Here is a 20,641-nt window from a genome sequence, read left to right on the forward strand (position 1 = left end):
ACGGCCCCGTGGACGGGGCGCCGTTCCGGAAGCGAACGACCGTCGTTCGGCCAGGCGGTGGGTCTCGATTCAGCCGTCCAGCTGCGGGACGGGCACGTCCGAGAGGATCTCCGAGACGATGTTCGTCGTCTCGACGCCGTCGACGCGAGCGTCGGGGGTGACGACGAGCCGGTGGGAGAGGACCGGCCGCGCCATCGTCTTGACGTCGTCGGGCGTCGCGTAGTCTCGTCCTTCGAGGGCGGCGTGGGCGCGGATCGTCTCGAAGAACTTCTGGACGCCCCGCGGCGAGACGCCCGTCCGGATGCGTTCGTGTTCCCGGGTCGCGCGGGCGATGTCGACGAGGTACTCGCGGACGGCCTGCTCCACGCGGACCGTCTCGGGCGCCTCCCGCAGTCGGTCGAGCCGTTCCGGGGTGCAGACCCGTTCGACCGACGCCGACTTCGACCGCCGCGACGCCCGGCGGTCGATCAGTTCGAGTTCGCCCGACCGGTCGGGGTACCCCAGGGTGGTCTTGACCATGAACCGGTCCTTCTGGGCGACCGGGAGTTCGAACGTGCCGTCCATCTCGACGGGGTTCTGCGTCGCGATGACGACGAACGGGTCGGGGAGCGCGTACGCGTCGCCGTCGACGGTGACCTGTCCCTCCTCCATCGCCTCCAGCAGCGCCGCCTGCGTCTTCGGCGGGGCGCGGTTGATCTCGTCACCCAGCATGACGTTCGCGAAGACGGGCCCGGGGCGGAACTCGAACTCCCGCGTCGCCTCGTCGAAGACGTTCGAGCCGACGACGTCCGAGGGAAGGAGGTCGGGCGTGAACTGCACGCGCGAGAACGACACGCCGAGCGCGTCCGCGAACGACCGCGCGGTGAGCGTCTTTCCCGTCCCCGGGACGTCCTCGAGCAGGACGTGCCCGTCCGCGAGGATCCCGACGAGGATGGTCCGCAGCGTCGACCGCTCGGTGACGACGGCGCCGGCGATCTGATCGAGGAGTTCCTCACACTGTCGCCGTACGGCCTCCGGTTCCATGGCCTGTGGTGGGCCATCGACGGGATTGTTATCCCCTCGATACGCGAAATAGGGAGACCCGATCCAGAGTGCGACGTGCCGGGGAACGCGGTCGAGTGTTCAGTTCCGGATGATTTATTCGAGACACGTGAGCGGATCTACACATGAACGAGAAGCGTCTCGTCGTCGCGCTGTTCGGGCTCGCGGTCGCGGTCGTCATCGGAGCGCTCGCGTACCGCTTCATCGCGGCGTTCACCGTCTCGGTGTTCCTCTACTACTCGACGAGACGGTATCACCGCTTCCTGGCGCGGTTCCGGCTCCCGCCCCGCGTCCGGGCCGGGATCGTGCTCGCGTCGCTGGCGATCCCGTTGATCCTGCTCATCAGCTACGCGGGGGTCCTGCTGGTCGTCGAGGCGAGACAGTTCGTCGCCGACACCGCGCTGGTGAGCGCGGCGGCCTCGAACATCGCGTGGTTCGCCGCGATCGAGCGCATCCCCGAGTTCACCGTCCAGGGGATCTACGAGGCGTACCGGTCTGGCGATCTGGAGCCGTTCGTCGAGTTCGCGACCGACAACGCCACCTTCCTCACCCAGGTCGTCTCGGAGTTCGTGCTCAACCTGTTCGTCGTCACCATCGTCACCTACTACCTGCTCGTCGACGGCGACCGCATCAGCGACTGGCTGCTCCGGTTCGACGACGACGCGATCGTCCGCGAGTACCTGGAGGCCGTGGACCGCGAGCTGGAGGCGGTGTTGTTCGGCAACCTCCTGAACGTGGTCGCCATCTCGCTCATCGCGATCGCGACGTTCAGCGCGTACAACGCCCTCGTCCCGGTGGGCGTCCGCGTGCCGTACCCGGCGCTTGCTGGCGCGCTCACGGGGATCGCGAGCCTCGTCCCCATCGTCGGCATGAAGATCGTCTACCTCCCGGTGACGGCGGCGATGGCGGTCCCGCCGCTGCTCGACGGGTCGTTCTCGGAGCTGGGGTACGTGTTCGCCTTCCTCGTCGTCGCGGTGGTCGTCGTCGACACGATCCCGGACCTCGTGCTCCGGCCGCTGTTGAGCGGCGACGAGACCCACGTCGGCCTGCTGATGCTCGCGTACACCCTCGGCCCGGTGGTACTCGGCTTCTACGGGCTGTTCTTCGCGCCGATCGTGCTCGTGATCGGGCTGACGTTCGCGAACACCGCCCTCCCGCGGCTGCTCGGCGCCGACGACGCCCAGACGACGCTGACCGATTCCGACGCCGAGGACGGGGGCGACCCCGAGGACGACGACCGCGGGCGCGACGACGATTCGAGCCCGGGTATCGACGGGGACGCCGGCGCGGGTGTCGACGAGGGTGCCGACGCGGGCGTCGACCCCGATCCGACCGGGTGAGTTCCACCGGCCGTCATCGGGGCGGGGGAGCCGGAAGCTGTCGAAGAACAAGACACTTGTCGCGCTCGCGTGCACGTCCGTCCGATGGTCTCCTCCGAACTCACTCGACGACGAACCCTCCTCGGCGCCGCCGGGGCGCTCGCCGCGCTCGCGGGCTGTAGCGGGAGCGGCAGCGCCGGCGACGACGTGACGCCGACCGAGCCGGCACGCGACCCGTTCGACCCCGACTCGGTGCCGGCGCATCGGCGCCTCCGCGGGGCGACCGACGGGCCGCTGGTGTGGATCCCCGACGAGACGCGGACCCGGACGGACGGCGAGCCTCGGCGCCGACTACCGACGTTCGTCACGTCCCGCGAGGAGGTCGACCGGCTGCGGTTCGCCGACGTGGACGGCGTCGAGGCCGCGCGGTCGTTCCTCGCGGAGACGACGTTCGACACGGAAACGATCTACCTCGAAGAGTTCTCCGTCCGTCGCTGCTACGAGCTTCAGCTGTGCGACGTGTCGTGGTCGGAGACCGACATCGACACGCAGTTCGGCCGGGTGCTCCGCGACGCGGACGTGGCGTGCGAGCCAGACGCCCGCGACGCGACGGCGTGGCTCGTCCGGCTCCCCGAGGCGCTCGACCCCGACCGGATCACGAGCTACGGCTCGGGCGTGAGCGGGAGCTCGTGTGGCGAGCGGAGGCGCCGGCCCGAGCGCGGGCAACCGATCACCGCCGACGCGGTCCCGGCGTCGAACGCGACCGCGGAGGGCGACGATGCGTGAGTCGCCCGGGCGGACGCGCCGCGCGGTCCTCGCGGGCGCGGGAGCCGCGGTCACGGCGTCGCTCGCGGGCTGTTCGGGGCTCCCGTTCGGCGAGTCACGGACGACGGTCACGGGCGAGCAGGTCTCCGCGATCCTCGCCGAGGAGCCGCCGTCGATCCCCGACCGACTCCCGGTCGCGTTCGCGGCGTCGTACCTCGACGGGACCGAATCCGACCTGGAGTCGGCGCTTGCGTCGGTTCCGGCGCCGTTCGACGCCGCCGCGGTCCCCAACGGCGCGATGCGCGACCACCTCAACCGGAGCGCGGCGGCCGCACGCGAGGCGCTCGCGGGCGCCGACGAGGAACCGACGCCCACGGAACGCGCCGGGAGCCTCCGGCACGCCCGCCGGGAGATCGGATACGTCGCCGGCGGCTGGGCGGCGATCGACGGCGACCGAACGATCCCCGACGTGCGGGACGACGGGGAAGCGCTTCGCGAGGAGCTGGGCGCGTTCCGGGACCGGTGGGCGCACCTCGGCGCGGACGCGATCGAGGCGGCCGTCGTCAACGACGCGATCGCGGGGCTCGTCCGGTCGTGTATCGGCGACCTGAACCGCGTGCTGACGACCGAGGAGCGCGACACGACGACCGCGCTCGACGTGGCCGAGGCGGACGAGCACCTGGCGTCCGCCCGCGGGGAACTCCGTGACGCGGCTCACCTCCTCGACCGCCTCCGCGGAGGCGACGGGGTACGGGACCGTCGGGACGCGCTCGCAAGCGCGGCCGACGCGCTCGTCGACCACGTGGGCGAGCGCCGCATCGACGCCGGGCTCGACGAGGGGCCCTTCACTGCGGAGGCCGACCGGGAGGCGCCGCCCGCCGAGCGGGCGCTGCGCGACCTTCGGGATGACGTTCGCCGCGGCGATCTCGGGGAGACGCTGGAATCCGGAGCGTTCCCACAGACGATCGTCGGGGCACACGGAACGCTCGCGCAGATCGGCGCCGTCGAGACGCTCCGGTCGCGGGTCGATTCGGGGGAGGCGATCGACCCCGCGTCGGCGGCGGACGTCGACACGATGCGTACCCGTGCCAGGGAGGCGGTCGTGACGGTTCACGAGGAAGGGGAGTACCCGCGGCTCGACCGGCTGCAGACCCACCGGCTCGCGGCCGTGCTGCGGTACGTCGACGAGCGGCTGGCGCGCGTCGACGCCGACGACGAGGTCGCGCTCTCGCGGCTGGACTGGGAGCTGCGCGACCTCGTCCGGGCCGAGGCGGTCGCGCGGTCGGTCGGCGACGCCAGCGTCGCGGTGGCACGGGCGCTCGGCGAGGCCGACTAGCGCGGGAACGTCGCCCCGTCGGTCGGCCGTCGGCGCGAGGTATTACGACTCGCGTTCGGTGTCCTGTGTGACGATCAGGTCGAACGGGGTGTCGGCGGGTTCGTCGTCGGGCGTGAGATATCTGCGGCGAACCCCCTCCCCGTCGAGGGACCGATCTGTGGCGCCTGTCTCGTCCCCGCGACGGTCAGCAGGTGGCGGAGTTCAGGACGGCACGGCTTGTACCGATCCCGGGCCGTAGCCGGTGAATAGTTATTTGCTATCACAACTCAATGGTTGTTTTCGTGTCAGAATCTCCACCGAACGTCCGTCCGCCGACTACCGAAGAGATCCGAGAACTCGCCGAACAGCATCACATGTCGCTGTCGGACGACGAGGTCGCCGACTTCGCGGCGATCATCGAGGGGATGTTGGACGGGTACGAGCGGATCGACGAACTGTCGGCGCCGACGCCGGAGGTGAAGTACCACACCCGCGATCCGGGCTACGAGCCCGACGCCGAGGAAGACCCGCTCAACGCGTTCGTCCGGAAGTGTGAGGTACAGGGCGCGGACGGGGGACCACTCGCCGGCTACGAGGTCGGGCTCAAAGACTCCGTGTCGCTCGCGGGCGTCGAGATGACGCTCGGCTCGAAACTGTTCGAGGGGTACGTGCCGTCCACGGACGCGACGATCGTCACACGACTGCTCGATGCCGGCGCGACGATCACGGGGAAGCTCAACATGGAGGACATGGCGCTGTCCGGGAGCGGCGAGCTCTCGGCGACCGGTCCCGTGCTCAATCCCCGCGATGACGACTACATCGCAGGCGGATCCTCCAGCGGGAGTGCGGCCGCGGTCGCGACGGGGGACGTCGACGTCGCCATCGGCGGCGACCAGGGCGGGTCGATCCGGATCCCTGCTTCGTGGAGCGGGATCGTCGGCCACAAACCCACACACAGCCTCGTTCCCTACACCGGCGTCGCCGGACTCGGTCGCTCGTTCGACCACGTCGGCCCGATGTGCTCGACGGTCGAGGACTGTGCGCTCATGCTCGACGTGCTCGCGGGCGCCGACGGGCTCGATCCGCGACAGGGTGCCGTCCCCACCCAGCACTACAGCGAGGCGCTCGGGGTAACTCCGAGCGAGATCACCGTCGGGGTGCTACAGGAGGGCTTCGGCCACGAGCAGAGCGAACCGGGCGTCGACGAGACGGTCCGTACCGCGCTCGATGCGTTCGAAGCGGCCGGCGCGGAGGTGGTCGACGTCTCGGTGCCGATGCATCTCGACGGCCTGCCGATCTGGAACGCGATCGGCCTCGAAGAGATCACTGCGACGGTCAACGCCGAGTGTGTCGGCCACTACGGGAAGGGCTTCTACGACACGCAGTTCGCGGACGCGTTCGGTCGTGCTCGCCGATCTCAGGCGGACGATTACCTCACGACGATGAAGCTCACGCTGATCGCCGGACAGTACCTGTCAAACGAGTACCGGGGGCACTACCACGCCAAGGGACAGAACCTCGCTCGCAAGCTCACCGACGCCTACGACCAGGCGCTCGAGGACGTCGACGTGCTCGCGATGCCGACGACACCGCAGACTGCTCACGAGGTCGATCGCGACATCTCGCGGGTCGAAGCGATCGACCGAGCGCTCGACATGCTCTCGAACACGGCGCCGTTCGACAACACCGGCCACCCGGCGATCAGTGTGCCCGCAGGGCAGTCGGATGGCCTTCCGGTCGGCGTGATGTTCGTCGGCGACAGCTTCGACGACGCGACCGCGCTGGCGAGTGCGCACGCCTTCGAGCAGCACGTCGAGGTAACGTTGTAGCGGTCGCACTTCGCCACCGGCGCGAGAGACGGCGATCGGCTGATCCGGAGGGCGATCGCGAGGCCGGACGACTTCTACTGATCGAAGAGATCGTCGAGGTTGGCCGCAAGCGAGCAGCAAGGTGAACTCGAAGTATTTCTATTCCGTTGAAAGTGGGTCCTCTCCCACGGCAATCGGATATATTCGTCTTTACCTGGCTACAAAGAATTAACCCTGTCCGATCGATGTACTGGGTACCCCTATCAGATGACGCTCTCGCGTATTCCTCGCAACCGGCACAGGAACTGCGTCGAGATCCGGACGAATCGCGGTGAAACCACGTCGCAGTACGACTTCGATAGCTCATGACAGACCCAACTCTCAGAACCCGTGCATTGCTCTTGGCCGCGGTGGTGGTGTTCAGCGTCTTCGCTGGCACTGCCGCCGCGGGAACTGCAGCCGGGGCTCCCACCGCTTCAGCGGGAACCCTCAGTGACGTACCTCCCGTCCGAGACCCCGGATCGACGGGCGCGTCCGTTCAGGTGAGTACGCACACCGACAGCCCGCATCGGCCCACAACGCTCGTCCAAAGCGACGGCGACAGCGAGGTCAACCTCTCGGAGGGTTCCATCGAGGTTCCACGAGGCGGGATCGCGACGTTCACCGTGCGGCTGAACGACTCCGGTAGCTCCGCGACGGTCGTCATCGGCAACGAGAGCGAGGACGGCTATCAGGCCAACGTCTCGGTCACCGACGCCAACGACGACGGGGAAGTTACCTTCGCGTTCAACACCTACACGGCGGGCAACACCTCGGCCGGTACCGTCGTCCGGTTGGTCGGCGACAGCGAATCCGACCGGATCACGTTCGACAGCACTGAGAGCCAGACCGGGTTGAATTCCCTCCTCGACACCGGCGACTACCTCGTCGCGGTCGGGACGAACGACGACCCCGCCGCCGTTCTCGAAACGCCGGACTTCGTCGGGGCGCTGTTCGTCGCTGAGCGTTCGGACCCGTCACAAACGCTCTGGCGGACGACGCAGGACACGCTCTCGGACGTTCGGGAGGCTAGCGACAACGAGACCCGCTCTGCGGTGACGAGCGTCGGCGACGCCATCGTGAACGAACGACTGACGCGGACCGACACGCTGGCGTTCACACCCAACGATTCGAACAGCGACGTGCTCGTCACCGAGCTCTCCGTGCCAGGGCTGTCCGGAATGCTCGGCACAGTCAGCGGCGGTGAGGTCACGGACGAGTTCACTGCAGCCATCCGGTCGAACAACTCCTCCGATGCCCCGTTTCGTGTCGTCCTTGCGGAGCAGAATCCGGGGCTGAACCGGGAGCCCGTTACGCTCGACCTCGGCGAGACGCTCTCTGCAGGGACGGGGATCGACGACGCGCTCACGGTCGTCTACGCCGGCGGGGACACGTTCTACGTGTTCGTGGACTACGACGCCGTGGCCGCCAGCACGGTCGACGGAACGGATTCCGCCTTCGAGGACGGCGACGAGATCGCCGTCAACGGTACCTTGCAGGACGCGCGCCTGCTCGACATCGATCCGAACGAGACGGATGCCTCGGAGGGTGCATCCCGGTATCCGACCGCTTCGGCGACCTTCACGCTCGAAGCGGCCGACGGTGAGTTCGATGTCAACGAGGACGACCTCGTGACGACGACGGCCGGCGAGAACGCGACGATCACCGGAACGACGAACGTCGCGCCGGGGACGGAGTTGACGGTCGTCATTCGCTCGGGCGAAGAAGTTCAAGCGGCGTTCCTCGAGAGCCAGACAGTCACCGTCGGTAGTGACGGGACGTTCACGGCATCGTTCAATTTGAGCGCGCAAGCTCCCGGAGATACGTTCGAAGCGGAGGTCACGCAGGGACCCTTCACGACGGCGTCCGAGGGGGTGATCGTCGAGGAGAACGCGACGGAGGCATCGTAACAGCAATCAACCTGATTACGTGAGGACCTACTCACAGGCTCTCGTTGACGTGGCGCGATCGAGATGCTGAAACTGCGCACTACTTAGAGAATGTCTCGCACTCGCGTACGTGGATTTGTTCGCTTGGAGGCATCTTCGAGAGGCGAACCGTTCTCGACGGACGTGAGCGATACTTGGCTCGATACGATCCGCCTTCGTCCGGGACGCGCGCGAGCCGAACCCGACCCAAATCCTCCGCGGCGCCGTGGCACCTCCGCCCACGATCCTCCACAAAGTACTTATTCGCGGTTCGGGCGAGAACCCCCGACACGCCCGAATTCTGGTGTGTGAAGCGTTGACGCGCCCCCGGATTTACCACAAGACATTTATAAGGTCCGATGTTGGTAACGACCGTACCCCTACCCATGGTGACAGCAGATAGTATCCCTCGCCGAGTCCGCTTCGCGGGCGTTCTGGAGCAGGCGTGGGCGAACGGTGTTGTCGCCGCTTGCAGTGCGACTACAGCAAACCATGACAGAAACTAACAACAAGATCCGCGCGCTGTTCCTGACAGCGCTGATGGTGTTCAGCGTCTTCGCTGGCACTGTCGCGTTTACAGGGACGGCTGCTGCGGCTAATGCTACACTCTCGGGCGTTGATTCGAGTGTGCAAGCAGGCAACGACATTACGTTCGATGCTTCAGCCGCGAATGCGGACAACATTACGGTATGGATCGATGAAAATGAGGACAATGCCCTGAACTCGTCGGAGGTCAACGACACGTTCACTGGGGCATCCGTAACTGACGGCACCCTGACTGTTCCGTCGGACCTTCCTGAGGGAGACTACGTTCTCGCCGCGGCTGAGAACACTAGCTCCCCCACCACGGCCGACGATACATTCACGTTCACGGTAGACAACTCGGGGCCGTCGGTCAACAGCGTTGTCCACTACGACAATGACACGTCCTCCGGCGAGGACGGCGAGCTTGAGATCGCGTTCAGCGAGAATATCAGCTCGGGCACCATCACGCTCTACGATGAGGATGGTTCCGTCGTTGACACCCCCTACTCCGTCAGCGGCAACATGAACAACGGCCAGTTCCTCGTCGATGTTGCTGGCGATGTCAACCCGCGTGTTGATGTCGTCAACATCGACGTTGAGGACTCCGCCGGTAACGCGATCTCTGACAACTTCAGTGTCACGTTCGCGTCCACGACGATCAAGAACGTCACCAACAACGACGCGACCGCGTTCGAGGGTTCGACCGTCGCTGTCGTCGACAGCACCGGTCTCGACAGCTCCGTTGAAGTCACGGGTCCCAACGACTTCTTCTTCAGCGGAACGACCGGCACCAACAGCCAGGTCTACACCTTCGACACGGGCGACCGTGACCTGGGTGACTACAACGTTACCTTCTCGTCCGGCCCTGACCAGATCCTGACGCTGCGGAACCTCGGTCTGGACGCCTCGGTTGACGAGGAGAACATCACGGTCGAGGAGGCCCTGACGGGCGAGATCAGCGCCAACAACGGCAACCGCGACGTTGACGTTGATGTCCTCGACTCCGACGACGATGTCGTCGCCGAGGACACCGTCACGCTCGACGGCTCCGGTAACGGCGCCTTCGACGCCGGTACGCTCGAAGACACGGGCGATTACACGGTCGAGGTCACGGACGTTGCGACTGGCGTCACCGTGACGGCCGGTAACGTCACCGTCAACGAGGCTGAGGAAGGCGAGGCCGCGCTCAGCGAGGGCACGGTCACTGTCACGCAGGGTGACAACGCCCAGTTCACCGTCGAGTTCTCCGGTGGCGCCACCGAGGGCACGGTCCTCATCGGCGACATCGAAGAGGACGGATACCAGGCCAACGTCACCGTCACTGAGGACAGTGACGACGACCAGGTCACCTTCACGTTCAACACCTACACTGCCGGCGGTGCCGGGACGACCGTGTCCCTTGCTGGCGACAGCGTGGGCACTGACGACGAGGTTACCCTGACCAACGACGGTGACGCAGACTACGAGCAGCTCTCGGATATCCTCGACACTGGCGACTACATCGTCAGTACGAGCACGGGCGACGCGGTCGCGACGGCCGACAGCCCCGACGAGGTCGGTACGCTCATCATCGAGCAGCGTGAGGCGCCGAGCCAGCAGCTCTGGCGCACGAGCGACACCACGCTCGAAGCTGTCGCTGATGCAATCGACGACGAGGACGAGGACGAGGTTGCGGCCATCACCTCGGCCGTCGAGAACGACCAGGTCACGCAGACTGACACGGTCGCCATCGACCCCGACGGCTCGATGGACGACATCTTGGTCCACCAGGTCACTGCGCCCGGTCTCGAGGGTCTCCTCGACGATGTGAGCGCGGACGGCGACTCCACGACGGAGGCGCTGTACCAGGCTACGCAGGAGACCAACGACTACGGCCAGCCCGCGGTTGAGATCCTCTTCGAGGAGACCAACCCCGGCTCGAACGCCGAAGCGACCTCGCTCAACGTGAGCACGCTCACCGCGAGCGAGGCCACCAGCGCACTGACGGTCGTGTACGACGACAGCTCGTCGAACTACTACGTCTTCGTTGACACGGCCGCCCTCGAGGATGCTGGCTTCGAGGACGGTGACAACGTTGAGACCGACATCAACGTCCAGAGCGACCGCCTGCTCGACATCGACGATGATGTCGACGCAGAGGGAGCTGAAGACGAGTACCAGACCGCTGCGGCCAACTTCAGCGTCGAAGAGGCCGACGGTAGCTTCGACGTGAACGAGGACGACGAGGTTGAGGCAGTTGCCGGCAACGCGTCCATCACGGGTACGACGAACGTCGCGCCCGGGACGGAGTTCACGGTGCGTGTCCAGTCGACCGAGGAGACGCAGCCGCGCTTCATCGAGACGCAGACCGTGACCGTCCAGGCGGACGGCACGTTCGAGGCGACCTTCAACCTGAACGACAACGCTGCCGGTGACACCTTCACCGCTAGCGTCCGTCAGGCTGGCTTCTCCGCGTCGGCTGACGGTGTCCTCGTCGAGAGCGTCTCGACGCCGACGGCCACGCCGGACGACGGCACGCCGACGGACACCGCGACACCGGACGACGGTACGCCGACGGCCACCGCGACGCCTGACGAGGGCACGCCGACGGCCACCGCGACGCCTGACGAGGGCACGCCGACGGCGACCCAGACGTCCACGTCGACGCCCGGCTTCGGTGCCGTGCTGGCAGTCATCGCCCTCATCGGCGCTGCGCTGCTGGCGGTCCGCCGCGACAACTAACTAACCACGACTGACCGGGCGTAACCCGGTCACCTTCCGCTTCACGCGGACCCTTTCTTTCGACGCGCTCATGTCGGCCAGCGGCGGCGCCGTCGATCGGACCGACACCGACACAGATGAGCGACCGGCTTCCATGTGCCGCAACATGTATGAGACGGTGACCCGTATCGCTACTCATGGCGACCGACGGCTCCCCGGAAGAAACGACCGTCAGCGATACGGGAATGGTAACCATCCCGGCATCACTTCGGCGACGGCTCGACATCGAGGCGGGGGATAAACTCCGGTGGAACGTCGACGAGGAGGGGCAGCTCTCGATCGAGGTCGTTCGACAACGCTACGGCGCGTTTGAGGACGACGACCGGAAGGCCGACATGGGCGGTGACAGTCTGGAAACGCACGACGCCTCCGGATACGAGGTGGACTCCGCGTTCGCGGAGGACGCCTGATGCCCCACGCAGTCGTCGATTCCAACGTTCTCATCGACTACAAGGACACGAGTGCGGACGACCGCCACGAGCGTGCCGAAGCGATCGTCCTCGGTATCGATCGAGGCGAACTCCCGACTACTCGGGTGACGAACTACGTCCTGTTGGAGTCGCTGAACTGGATTCACGAACGGCGACGACACGATATCGCGGTCGACCTCCGGAACCGACTCTCCGCTTCGGCGGGATTCGAATTGGTTCATTCCGCACAGGCGGATTTCCACCGGGCAGTCGAGTTGTTCGAGACATACGACGGGATCGCGTTCGGTGATGCGACGCTCGTCGCGTACATGGAGCGGGTGGACATCGACTACCTGTATTCGTTCGACGATGACTTCGACGCGATCGAGTGGATCACTCGACTGGACACACCGAACGACCCACGCCAGTAGCTGCGCCTCGGCACCCACGACACACGAGACGACAAGGGCTTTACCCGACAGCGCCGATCCACGAACGAATGGCGAGCATCTACACCGACCTGCTGGGGTGGGTGGTGATCGCGACGTTCCTCGCGGGCGCGGGCGTCGAGTACGTCCGACGCAACCGCGTCGGCGACGACGCGGGCGCGCTGGCGACCCTCCGACGCCGCCTCGACGCCTCCGAGACCCCGCCCGAGCGCACGCTCGCGACCGCGGGGTGGGTGCTGTTCGCCGCCTTCTGGCTCGCGCTGTTCCCGCACTTCGCGTTCACGCAGAAGAGCTACGTCGAGGGGGTGCTCTCGCTGCTCGCGGTCCCCGCGTGTCTGTACGCCGGGTGGCTGCTGTGGAACGGCCGCGACTCGCTGCTGGTGCTCTCGCGGGCGGTAGCCGCGATGGGAGTCGTCTACTTCCCGTTCGAGTCGATCGAGGTGCTCAAGCGGACGCTGATCCTCGTCGTCACCGGACAGACCGGCTGGGCGATGGCGCAGTTCGGCTACGAGCCCGCGCTGGTCGAGGGGCCGATCCTGGGGTATCAGAATGCGTATCGGTTCGTCACGGCCGACGGACACGGCCTCCTGTTCGAGGTCGTCCTCGCGTGCACCGGGCTGGGGAGCATGGCGATCTTCGCGGGGCTCATCGCCGCGGTGCGTGCCCCCCTCGGCCGGAAGCTGCGCGCGCTGGCCGTCTCCATCCCGATCATCTGGCTGCTCAACATCGCCCGGACCACGTTCATCGGGATCACCTTCGGCAACCAGTATCTCCAGCTGTTCGTCGACGAGGTGCTGTTCCTGTTCGGCTCCTCGGACCCGTACATGGTGTCGTTTTTCCTCTCAGACCGGGTGATATCGCAGGTGCTCGCCGTCGTCGCGCTCGTCGGGATCACCTACCTCGTCGTTCGCGAACTCCCCGAACTCGTCACCGTGATCGAGGACGTGCTGTACATGATCACGAAGGAGGAGTACGACCTGCTGGAGTCGCTGGACCTGCCGCGAGAGCCAGTTCGGGCGGATGGCGGTCGAGACGTTGACGATCGGTAGCGCCCGTTCTTCCGGTGGAAACGTTTACCGCGTAGAGCCCTCTACTGGGAGGTATGTCCACGTCTGTAAAGGTCGATGACGAGACGAAATCACGGCTCGAACGCCTCCAAGCGGAAGTTCGCCTGCAGACCGGACGGAACGTGACGCAGCAAGAACTGCTCGCACGACTCGTCGACGGCGCCGTCGAATCCAAGGCGGAGCTCATCGAGTCGTTCCGTCCCGAGCACGTTCCGTTGTCCGACGACGACCGAGCGGCCTTCCACGACGGAATGATCGCTTCGGGTGTGACAACGACCGAGGAGGACATCGACGAGGTACTGTACGAGTGAGCGTGTTCGTCGATACCGGTGTGCTGTACGCCCACCACGACGTGGACGCCGAGCGGCACGACCGCGCGGTCGAGTTGATTGATGCGGTCCTCGATGGCACCTACGGAACGGCGTACACGAGTGACTACGTGCTCGACGAGACTGTAACGTTGACCAGGCGGCGTACCGGATCCACGGAGGCGGCTGTGACCGTCGGCCGTCGTGTTCTCGGTGAGGACCCGTTCCCGGAGGTGTTCGAACTCATCACGCTCGAGAGGGACGCGCTCGCCGACGGGTGGGCGACCTTCAGGGAGTTTTCTGACCACGACCTCAGCTTCACCGACGCCGTCTCGCTCTCGCAGTGTGACTCGCACGGAATCGACTCGATCATGAGCTTCGATTCCGATTTCGACGGATTGATCGACCGAACCCATCTCCCTCCGTAGCCTCGATCGGTTACTCGACCGCCGGCAACACGTCCCGCGGACACCCGGCCAACGCCGCGAGCGCCTCCGCCTCCAGGTGGTGCAACTCCCCCGGGATCACGAGCATGTGCAGCGGGTCGCCGAAGTCGCGCTCGCCGAGCGCCGCCAGCGTGTCGGCGGCGACGACCGGCTCGGGACTGCCCGCCCGTGCGACTGCCACCCCGACGGCGTCCTCGTTCCAGTCGCGTGCCAGCGCCGCGGCGGCGTGGTCGGCGGTCATGTACTCGTCGGGTTCGCCCTCGGCGGGTCCGGCGGGAGACGACCCCGCGACCTTGATGTCGAGATACGCTAGCGTGTGGAGCCCGCGCTCGCGGTTCGCCTCGATCCCGTCGATGACGCTTTGGGGGGTCCCCTCGGCCCCGTGGGCGTATTCGAACGGGAGCGTCACGGCCTTGCCGAAGCGGTAGTTCTGTAGCCCCGTCAGCGAGGAGGCGGCCGACTGGGCGGTGATGCCGTGGATCACCCGGGTGTCGATGCCGCGCTCGGCCGCCCGGACCCGGAGGTCGACGTGCGTCGTCGAGATCATCGTGTCGCCGGCGGTGAGAAACGCCACGTCCCCCTCGGCAGCGGCGTCGAGGATCGGGGTCGGGTCCTGCTCGACGCCGGCGCGGTCGCGGACCTCGATGTCGACGCCGTGGTGATCCGCCAGCGCCTCGACGGTGGTACCCGCGAGGCGACTGGTGTAGAACTCCGCGAACACGCGGTCGGCCGCCCGCAGCGCCTCGCGTCCCTCGACGGTGACCGAGCGCTCGTCCCAGAGGCCGAGGCCGATGAAGGTGAGCATATCGGGAGCACGCCCGCCCGTCGCTTCCCGGTTTCGCTCCGGCGCTTCAGTCACGAGTGGATCCTCGCGCACGGCCGGTCGACGCCGACGGGACGTCGCCGCCGGACTCGGTACCGGTTCGAAATGGACTCCCTACCGGCCCAACGAGCGACGAGCCCGCGGAGTCGACGTCCACACCCCCGCGCGGTCGGCGAGATCGGCGCCCGCCACCTGCGAGGAGTAACCCTGGCTTGCCGACGTCGTCCTCGTACGGCGAGGTGGCTAACAAAGCGGTCGGCGACGTTCGTATAGGGAGTCATGTTCATCGACACTGGCGGTGCGGTCGTCGCCCAGATCGGGGTTCCCGAGTTCCTGCAGACGGCAGTCGCACAGACGCTCGCGTTCGTACCGCGGTTGATCGGCGCGGTCGTTATCCTCCTCATCGGCTGGCTGGTCGGAACCGGCGCCGCGCGGGTGATCCGTGTGCTCGCCGACCGCGTCGAGGTCGATCGTGCGGTGCTGGCGACGCCGTTGGGGACGATCCTCGGCGGAACCGAGTCGGCCGTCTCGAAGGCGTTCGGGACGCTCGGCAAGTGGTTCGTGTACGCGTTGGCCGTGCTTGCGGCCGCGAACGTGCTCGCGATCCCGCTGTTGTCCGAGTGGATCCAGACGGCGGTGTCGTACCTCCCGGCGTTCGTCGGCGGCCTGCTCGTGATCGTCCTCGGGTTCGTCGTCGCGGACTTCATCGGCGACGCGATCACCCGCACCGAGGCGGCGACCGAGAACGAGTACACCTCGTGGTTCGCCACGGGCACCCGGCTGTTCCTGTACTTCACCGCCGTCGTGATCGGGCTGTCGACGATGGGCGTCGACACCAGCATCCTCACGGTGTTCGCCCAGGCGATCGCGTGGGGGCTCGCCGCGGCCATCGCCATCGGCGTCGGCGTCGCCGTCGGCTGGGGCGGCCACACCTACGTGCAGGAGAACATCGGTCGGTGGGCCGGCCAGGTGTCCTCGGCGACGCCCCGGCCCCGGAACAAGCGCCGGGAGGGCGAGGGCGCGCCCGCGACCGACGACGACTGATCGAGCGCGAGCGTCACGACTCGTGGGAACAGTCGACGCGACGAGAAAGCCGGTGGAGGGGATCGTGAGCTACGCCCGGACTCGCTTCGCTCGCCCGGTCTAGTTCAAATCCCTCCACGGGTGGCTTCCGCTGCCCACGTTCGTTCGCAGCAAGGAAGCCGGTGGAGGGATTTGAACCCTCGGCCTATTCCTTACGAAGGAATCGCTCTGCCAGCTGAGCTACACCGGCGCGTGCGATCAGTCGTACTGCCATGACGGGAATAAGGGTTGCGAATGTGCGTCGGCGTGACCCGGACTCGCACGTTTTCCTCAGGAGTGGGTTCGAACGATCCCGAGGTCCCCGACTGTGGCGATAGTTGTAGACTCGATCGGGACGCGTTCATCACATCCCGATCGGGAGACGCCGCCCTTGTCCTACTTGACCTTCGACAGCACGAACGACGGGCTGCTGGAGAACGTCGTCGCCGGACTCTGAATCCACCAGTGCGAGCCGAGAGACAGTCTTTTGTGTGATACCATTGTATCACAGAACATGAGCACCGACACGAACGCCGGTGACGACCGGATGGAGAAGATCAACGTCCGCGTCCCGGAGAGCCTGCTGCAGCGTATCGACGAGGAATGGGAACGCCGCGGGTACTCCAGCAAGTCCGAGGCCATCCGTGACGCGCTGCGCGACTGGGTGAACCCACCGGCGACGCTGTCCGAAGAGACGCTCGCCGACCTGGAGGAGAGTCGCGAACAGGTGGAACGGGGCGAGACGGTGTCGGCAGAGGAGGCCCGCGAGCGGCTGGGGCTGGATGACTGATGTCGAGTACACCGAACAGGCCCTCGACCACTTGGACGGCCTCGACCCGCAGGTCGCCGACCGTGTGATGAACAAAGTGGGCGAGGCGACCGAGTGGACCGAGCACCGCCTGGAGTCGCTTTCCGGATATCCCTACTACAAGCTCCGGGCGGGAGACTACCGGGCTATCATCACCTGGGATCGCGGCGCCGATCTCCTCCGCGTGGAGGCCGTCGGGCACCGGCGAAACATCTATGACCGACACCTCCCGCCGTGAGTGCCTGTTTTCCAGTTCGGGGTGTTTCCCGATCGGGAGACACGCGGCTGCACTTGTCGAGGAACTCCGATAGCAGGCAATCTACCCGGTTTCGACCTCCCTACTTCCTCAGGCTCGCCTGATCCGCACGTCCAGACAGACGTTCAGTTCGTGCGGCGCGTACGACCGTACTTCCCGCTTCGTTACCACTTCAACCTCGTAGCCCGCGGGCTCGGCGACCTCCCGGATCGCGCGCTCGCCCGGCCCGAACGGGTCGTCCTCGTGGGCCATGTCGTACAGGTGGAGCACGCAGTCGTCGCCCGCGAGCCGGACCGCGGTGTCGAGGAACTCGTCGGCGCTGTGCGGGAGGTTCATCACGACCCGGTCGGCCCAGCCGTCGTAGTCTGCGGTCGTCTCGCGAACGTCGCCCTCCAGCGCCGTGACCCGGTCGGCGACGCCGTTGCGCTCGGCGTTCTCGCGCAGGTAGCGGATCGCCGCGGGGTTCACGTCGCACGCGAGCACGTCGGCGCCGCGGGCGGCCATCGGAACCGCGAACGGGCCGACCCCCGCGAACATGTCGACGACGCGCTCGCCGGCCTCGACCTGCTCGACGACGCGGTGGCGTTCGGTGGCGAGGCGCGGCGAGAAGTACACCTCGGCGACGTCGAGGGCGAACTCGTGGCCGTACTCGCGGTGGACCGTCTCGGTGCCCTCGCCGTGGAGGAGGTCCCACTCGCGGACGCGGTACTCGCCGGCGACCTTCGAGGCGCGGTTCACCACCGTCTCGCAGGGCACGTCCGACTCGACGATCGCGTCGGCGATCTCACGTGCGCGCTCGGGGTCGTCCTCGTCGAGGATGACGATGTCGCCGAGGCGCTCGTAGGAGGGCTCGAACCCGAGGACCTCCGCGGGCGGCGTCGGGCCGTCGCGCTCTGTGGTCTCGCGGTCGACGACCTCGTACCCCGCCTCGCGAGCGGCGGCGGCGTCGACGACGGGGACGAAGATCTCGCCGTCCTCGACGGCGATCTCGCGGTCGCCGTCGAGCAGGTCGCGCTCGGCGAGCGCCGCCCTCGTCGCCTCGCCCTCGCGGACGGGGGCGCGGACGCACGGCGTGGTCATACCCGGGCTGGGCCGGCCGCGCGAAAAGGGCTACCGGTCCGGGTCGACCGCCGGGCCCCCGGACGCGTCCCCGACCGCCCCGGCGTCGGGGGACACCGCGTCGCCGAACAGCGTCTCGAGGTCCAACTCGGCGACGAGGCCGGCGGCCGCTTCGTAGGGGTCGCGCGCGTCGTCCGCCCCCGCGGGGCGCGTCAGGCCCGCGTGCGCGAAGACGGCGTCGACGAACGCCTCCCGGACGGGGTCGGCGGAGAACACGTCGTGGAGATACGTCCCGGCCACGTCGCCGACGGCGGCGCTCCCCGGCTCCAGCGGCGTCGCGACGGCGTCCGAGTCGACCGGCTCCGTCCGCCCCATGTGGATCTCGTACCCCGACACCGTCCCGCGGGCGCCCGCGAGCGGACCGGCACCGTCGACCCGGACGGTCGTCTCCCGGACGCGCTTGTCCGTCGAGAAGCGCGTCTCGACCGGGAGCAGCCCGACGCCGTCGACCTCGTCGTCGTCGCCGGTCCCCTCGATCGCGGCGTTCGTGACGCGCTCGCCGAGCATCTGGTAGCCGCCGCAGACGCCGAGGACGGCCCCGTCGAACGCCCGGAGGCGGTCGCCGAAGCCCGCCGCACGCAGCGCCAGCAGGTCGTCGACCGTGTTCTTGGTTCCGGGAAGCACCACCGCGTCGGCGTCCCCGAGGTCGGCCTCGAGGGGGACGTACGCGACCCGGACGCCGGGCGTGCGCGCCAGCGGCTCCAGGTCCGAGAAGTTGGAGACGCGCGGGAACCGCGGTACCGCGACGGTCACCGCGGCCGCGTCGGCGACGCCGTCGTCGTCGCCGACGACCGCCCGCTCGCCGTCGGCGGGCAGCGACACGCTGTCCTCCTCTGGGAGCCCGGGATCGTCGTACGGGAGCACCCCGAGCACCGGGATCCCGGTACGCGATTCGAGCTCGTCGAGCCCGGGCTCGAGGATCGCGGGGTCGCCGCGGAACTTCGTGATCACGGTCCCGACGACGCGCTCGCGGAGGTCCGCGGGCATGAGCTCCAGCGTCCCGTAGAGGCTGGCGAACACGCCGCCACGTTCGATGTCGCCCAACAGGAGGATCGACGCGTCGGCGAACCGGGCGGTCTCGACGTTCGCGAGGTCGCGGTCGTGGAGGTTGATCTCCGCGATGGAGCCGGCGCCCTCGGCGACGATCACGTCGTGGGCGGCCGCGAGTCGCCCGTGGGCCTCGCGGGCGGCCGTCCGTGCCCGATCCCAGTGCTCGTCGTAGTACGTGCCGGCCGCGAAGTGGCCGACCGCCTCGCCGTCGATCACGAGCTGGCTCTCGCCCTCGCCGCGGGGCTTGAGGAGGACGGGGTTCGCGTCCGTCGTCGGCGTGACCCCGGCCGCGCGCGACTGCACGTACTGGGAGACGCCGATCTCGCCCCACTCGCCGCCGGGCGTGCGCGCCGCGCGGGCGTTGTTGCTCATGTTCTGGGCCTTGAACGGCGCGACCGAGACGCCCGCGTCGGCGAGGCGGCGACACAGCCCCGCGACGACCGTGCTCTTACCGACGTGGCTCGCGGTGCCGGCGACGAGGAGCGTGACGGCGTCGCCGCCGGCCCGGCCGCCCGCGGCCACCTCGTCGTCGCCGTCCGCGCTCGCGCGCTCGCTCCCGTCCATCAGTACTCGGTACCCTTGCGGGCGCGGTGGCCGTCGTCGAACGGGTGGTTCACCTTGCGGACGTTGGTGATCAGGTCGGACGCCTCGCGCAGGTACTCGGGCTCCTCGTGGCCGCCCGTGAGCACGAGTTCGAGGGCGTCGGGCTTCGACTCGATCAACGCGAGTAGGTCGTCGGGATCCACCAGCTCGCGGTTGGTGGCGTACACCATCTCGTCGAGCACGAGCATGTGCGCGCCGTCCTCTGGGTCGCCGTCGAGGGGGAGCGGCGCGGTCAGGTCGACCTCGTTCCACCCCTCGACCAGATCTCTCGCGCGCTCGAACCCCGCGGCCGCGCGGGCGGCGTGGTCGTCCTCGTCGGAGCCGTCGGCCATCCCGTGCCAGCCGTAGTGGCCGGAATTCTCGTAGCTGATCCCCGGCAGCGCCGCGATGGCGTTGTACTCGCCGCGGACGTCCTCGACGCTGTCGGCGCCCCCCTTCATGAACTGGAGGAGGTGCACGCGGTAGCCGTGGCCCGCCGCACGGAACGCCATGCCGAGCGCGGCCGTCGTCTTCCCCTTCCCGTCGCCCCACCATGTCTGCACCAGCCCGAACTCTTCGGGCGCGGCGGGCTCGATGTCGCGGGCGGCCGGGGTGACGCCCTTCCCCGGCGTCCGGGCGCGGGGGTTCTCGTCGTCCCGGGCGTCGTTGTCGTCGGTGCGGTTCCCGTCGTCGTCTGCGGCGTTCTGGTCGGTCATGGGTGGCTCGTACGCTGTGGGTCGACAAACAGTTCCGGGTCGGTT

19 protein-coding genes and 1 tRNA gene are annotated in these 20,641 nt (G+C 67.7%); 14 read left to right on the plus strand and 6 right to left on the minus strand.

The window, feature by feature from the left end; genetic code table 11:
* Positions 1–69 precede the first annotated feature (69 nt).
* Positions 70–1,023, minus strand: a complete 954-nt coding sequence (locus K6T50_RS10795; RefSeq protein WP_222606606.1) for an AAA family ATPase — start codon at positions 1,021–1,023, stop codon at positions 70–72.
* A gap of 143 nt (positions 1,024–1,166) precedes the next feature.
* Between K6T50_RS10795 and K6T50_RS10800 the strand changes: the two genes are divergently transcribed.
* The 11 genes from K6T50_RS10800 to K6T50_RS10850 all read left to right on the plus strand — a co-directional run bounded on the left by K6T50_RS10800 (position 1,167) and on the right by K6T50_RS10850 (position 14,162).
* Positions 1,167–2,381 carry an AI-2E family transporter gene (locus tag K6T50_RS10800; RefSeq protein ID WP_222606607.1) on the plus strand — a complete coding sequence of 405 codons (1,215 nt, stop codon included), beginning with the start codon at positions 1,167–1,169 and terminating at the stop codon, positions 2,379–2,381.
* An 84-nt stretch (positions 2,382–2,465) separates the two neighbouring features.
* Positions 2,466–3,146 (plus strand): hypothetical protein, encoded by a 681-nt coding sequence (locus K6T50_RS10805; protein WP_222606608.1) that lies wholly within the window; start codon positions 2,466–2,468, stop codon positions 3,144–3,146.
* The gene (locus tag K6T50_RS10810; RefSeq protein WP_222606609.1) at positions 3,139–4,461 is read left to right on the plus strand and encodes a hypothetical protein; all 1,323 of its coding nucleotides are present in this window, start codon (positions 3,139–3,141) and stop codon (positions 4,459–4,461) included. Before K6T50_RS10805 ends, K6T50_RS10810 begins: the two co-directional genes overlap by 8 nt.
* A 281-nt stretch (positions 4,462–4,742) precedes the next feature.
* Positions 4,743–6,269 carry an amidase gene (locus tag K6T50_RS10815; protein ID WP_222606610.1) on the plus strand — a complete coding sequence of 509 codons (1,527 nt, stop codon included), beginning with the start codon at positions 4,743–4,745 and terminating at the stop codon, positions 6,267–6,269.
* Positions 6,270–6,790: 521 nt separating this feature from the next.
* A complete protein-coding gene (locus K6T50_RS10820) occupies positions 6,791–8,197 on the plus strand; it encodes a DUF7827 domain-containing protein (RefSeq protein WP_222606611.1) in 1,407 nt (468 codons plus the stop codon).
* Positions 8,198–8,707: 510 nt separating this feature from the next.
* Complete coding sequence (locus tag K6T50_RS10825) at positions 8,708–11,461, plus strand: BGTF surface domain-containing protein (RefSeq protein WP_222608896.1); 2,754 nt, start codon at positions 8,708–8,710, stop codon at positions 11,459–11,461.
* A gap of 176 nt (positions 11,462–11,637) precedes the next feature.
* Positions 11,638–11,910: an AbrB/MazE/SpoVT family DNA-binding domain-containing protein gene (locus tag K6T50_RS10830; RefSeq protein WP_222606612.1), complete on the plus strand. Its 273-nt coding sequence runs from the start codon at positions 11,638–11,640 to the stop codon at positions 11,908–11,910.
* Positions 11,910–12,341, plus strand: a complete 432-nt coding sequence (locus K6T50_RS10835) for a type II toxin-antitoxin system VapC family toxin (RefSeq protein ID WP_222606613.1) — start codon at positions 11,910–11,912, stop codon at positions 12,339–12,341. Before K6T50_RS10830 ends, K6T50_RS10835 begins: the two co-directional genes overlap by 1 nt.
* A 68-nt stretch (positions 12,342–12,409) precedes the next feature.
* Positions 12,410–13,408 (plus strand): archaeosortase A, encoded by a 999-nt coding sequence (artA, locus tag K6T50_RS10840; RefSeq protein WP_222606614.1) that lies wholly within the window; start codon positions 12,410–12,412, stop codon positions 13,406–13,408.
* A 53-nt stretch (positions 13,409–13,461) separates the two neighbouring features.
* A complete protein-coding gene (locus K6T50_RS10845; protein WP_222606615.1) occupies positions 13,462–13,737 on the plus strand; it encodes a hypothetical protein in 276 nt (91 codons plus the stop codon).
* Positions 13,734–14,162, plus strand: a complete 429-nt coding sequence (locus K6T50_RS10850; protein ID WP_222606616.1) for a type II toxin-antitoxin system VapC family toxin — start codon at positions 13,734–13,736, stop codon at positions 14,160–14,162. The genes K6T50_RS10845 and K6T50_RS10850 overlap by 4 nt, the downstream gene beginning before the upstream one ends.
* A gap of 10 nt (positions 14,163–14,172) precedes the next feature.
* On the opposite strand, the gene dph5 is transcribed toward K6T50_RS10850, so the two are convergent.
* On the minus strand, positions 14,173–14,985 hold the full coding sequence (gene dph5 / locus K6T50_RS10855) for a diphthine synthase (RefSeq protein ID WP_222606617.1): 813 nt from the start codon (positions 14,983–14,985) through the stop codon (positions 14,173–14,175).
* 297 nt (positions 14,986–15,282) lie between these two features.
* Between dph5 and K6T50_RS10860 the strand changes: the two genes are divergently transcribed.
* Positions 15,283–16,047: a mechanosensitive ion channel family protein gene (locus K6T50_RS10860; RefSeq protein ID WP_222606618.1), complete on the plus strand. Its 765-nt coding sequence runs from the start codon at positions 15,283–15,285 to the stop codon at positions 16,045–16,047.
* A 156-nt stretch (positions 16,048–16,203) separates the two neighbouring features.
* Here the strand turns inward: K6T50_RS10860 and K6T50_RS10865 are convergent.
* Positions 16,204–16,276: transfer RNA gene (locus K6T50_RS10865), tRNA-Thr, on the minus strand.
* Positions 16,277–16,579: 303 nt separating this feature from the next.
* On the opposite strand from K6T50_RS10865, the gene K6T50_RS10870 reads away from it, so the two are divergent.
* Positions 16,580–16,855, plus strand: a complete 276-nt coding sequence (locus K6T50_RS10870; protein WP_222606619.1) for a ribbon-helix-helix domain-containing protein — start codon at positions 16,580–16,582, stop codon at positions 16,853–16,855.
* Positions 16,848–17,111: a type II toxin-antitoxin system RelE family toxin gene (locus K6T50_RS10875; protein ID WP_222606620.1), complete on the plus strand. Its 264-nt coding sequence runs from the start codon at positions 16,848–16,850 to the stop codon at positions 17,109–17,111. Before K6T50_RS10870 ends, K6T50_RS10875 begins: the two co-directional genes overlap by 8 nt.
* 108 nt (positions 17,112–17,219) lie before the next feature.
* Here K6T50_RS10875 and K6T50_RS10880 read toward each other — a convergent pair whose 3' ends face one another.
* Genes K6T50_RS10880 through K6T50_RS10890 form a run of 3 tightly spaced genes read right to left on the minus strand, consistent with a single transcriptional unit; the run spans position 17,220 to position 20,596 of the window.
* The gene (locus tag K6T50_RS10880; protein WP_222606621.1) at positions 17,220–18,209 is read right to left on the minus strand and encodes a class I SAM-dependent methyltransferase; all 990 of its coding nucleotides are present in this window, start codon (positions 18,207–18,209) and stop codon (positions 17,220–17,222) included.
* A 30-nt stretch (positions 18,210–18,239) separates the two neighbouring features.
* Positions 18,240–19,862, minus strand: a complete 1,623-nt coding sequence (locus tag K6T50_RS10885; protein WP_222606622.1) for a cobyric acid synthase — start codon at positions 19,860–19,862, stop codon at positions 18,240–18,242.
* Positions 19,862–20,596 (minus strand): cob(I)yrinic acid a,c-diamide adenosyltransferase, encoded by a 735-nt coding sequence (locus K6T50_RS10890; RefSeq protein WP_222606623.1) that lies wholly within the window; start codon positions 20,594–20,596, stop codon positions 19,862–19,864. Before K6T50_RS10890 ends, K6T50_RS10885 begins: the two co-directional genes overlap by 1 nt.
* Positions 20,597–20,641: the final 45 nt, after the last annotated feature.

It is taken from the genome of Halobaculum magnesiiphilum, assembly GCF_019823105.1.
GTDB lineage: Archaea > Halobacteriota > Halobacteria > Halobacteriales > Haloferacaceae > Halobaculum > Halobaculum magnesiiphilum.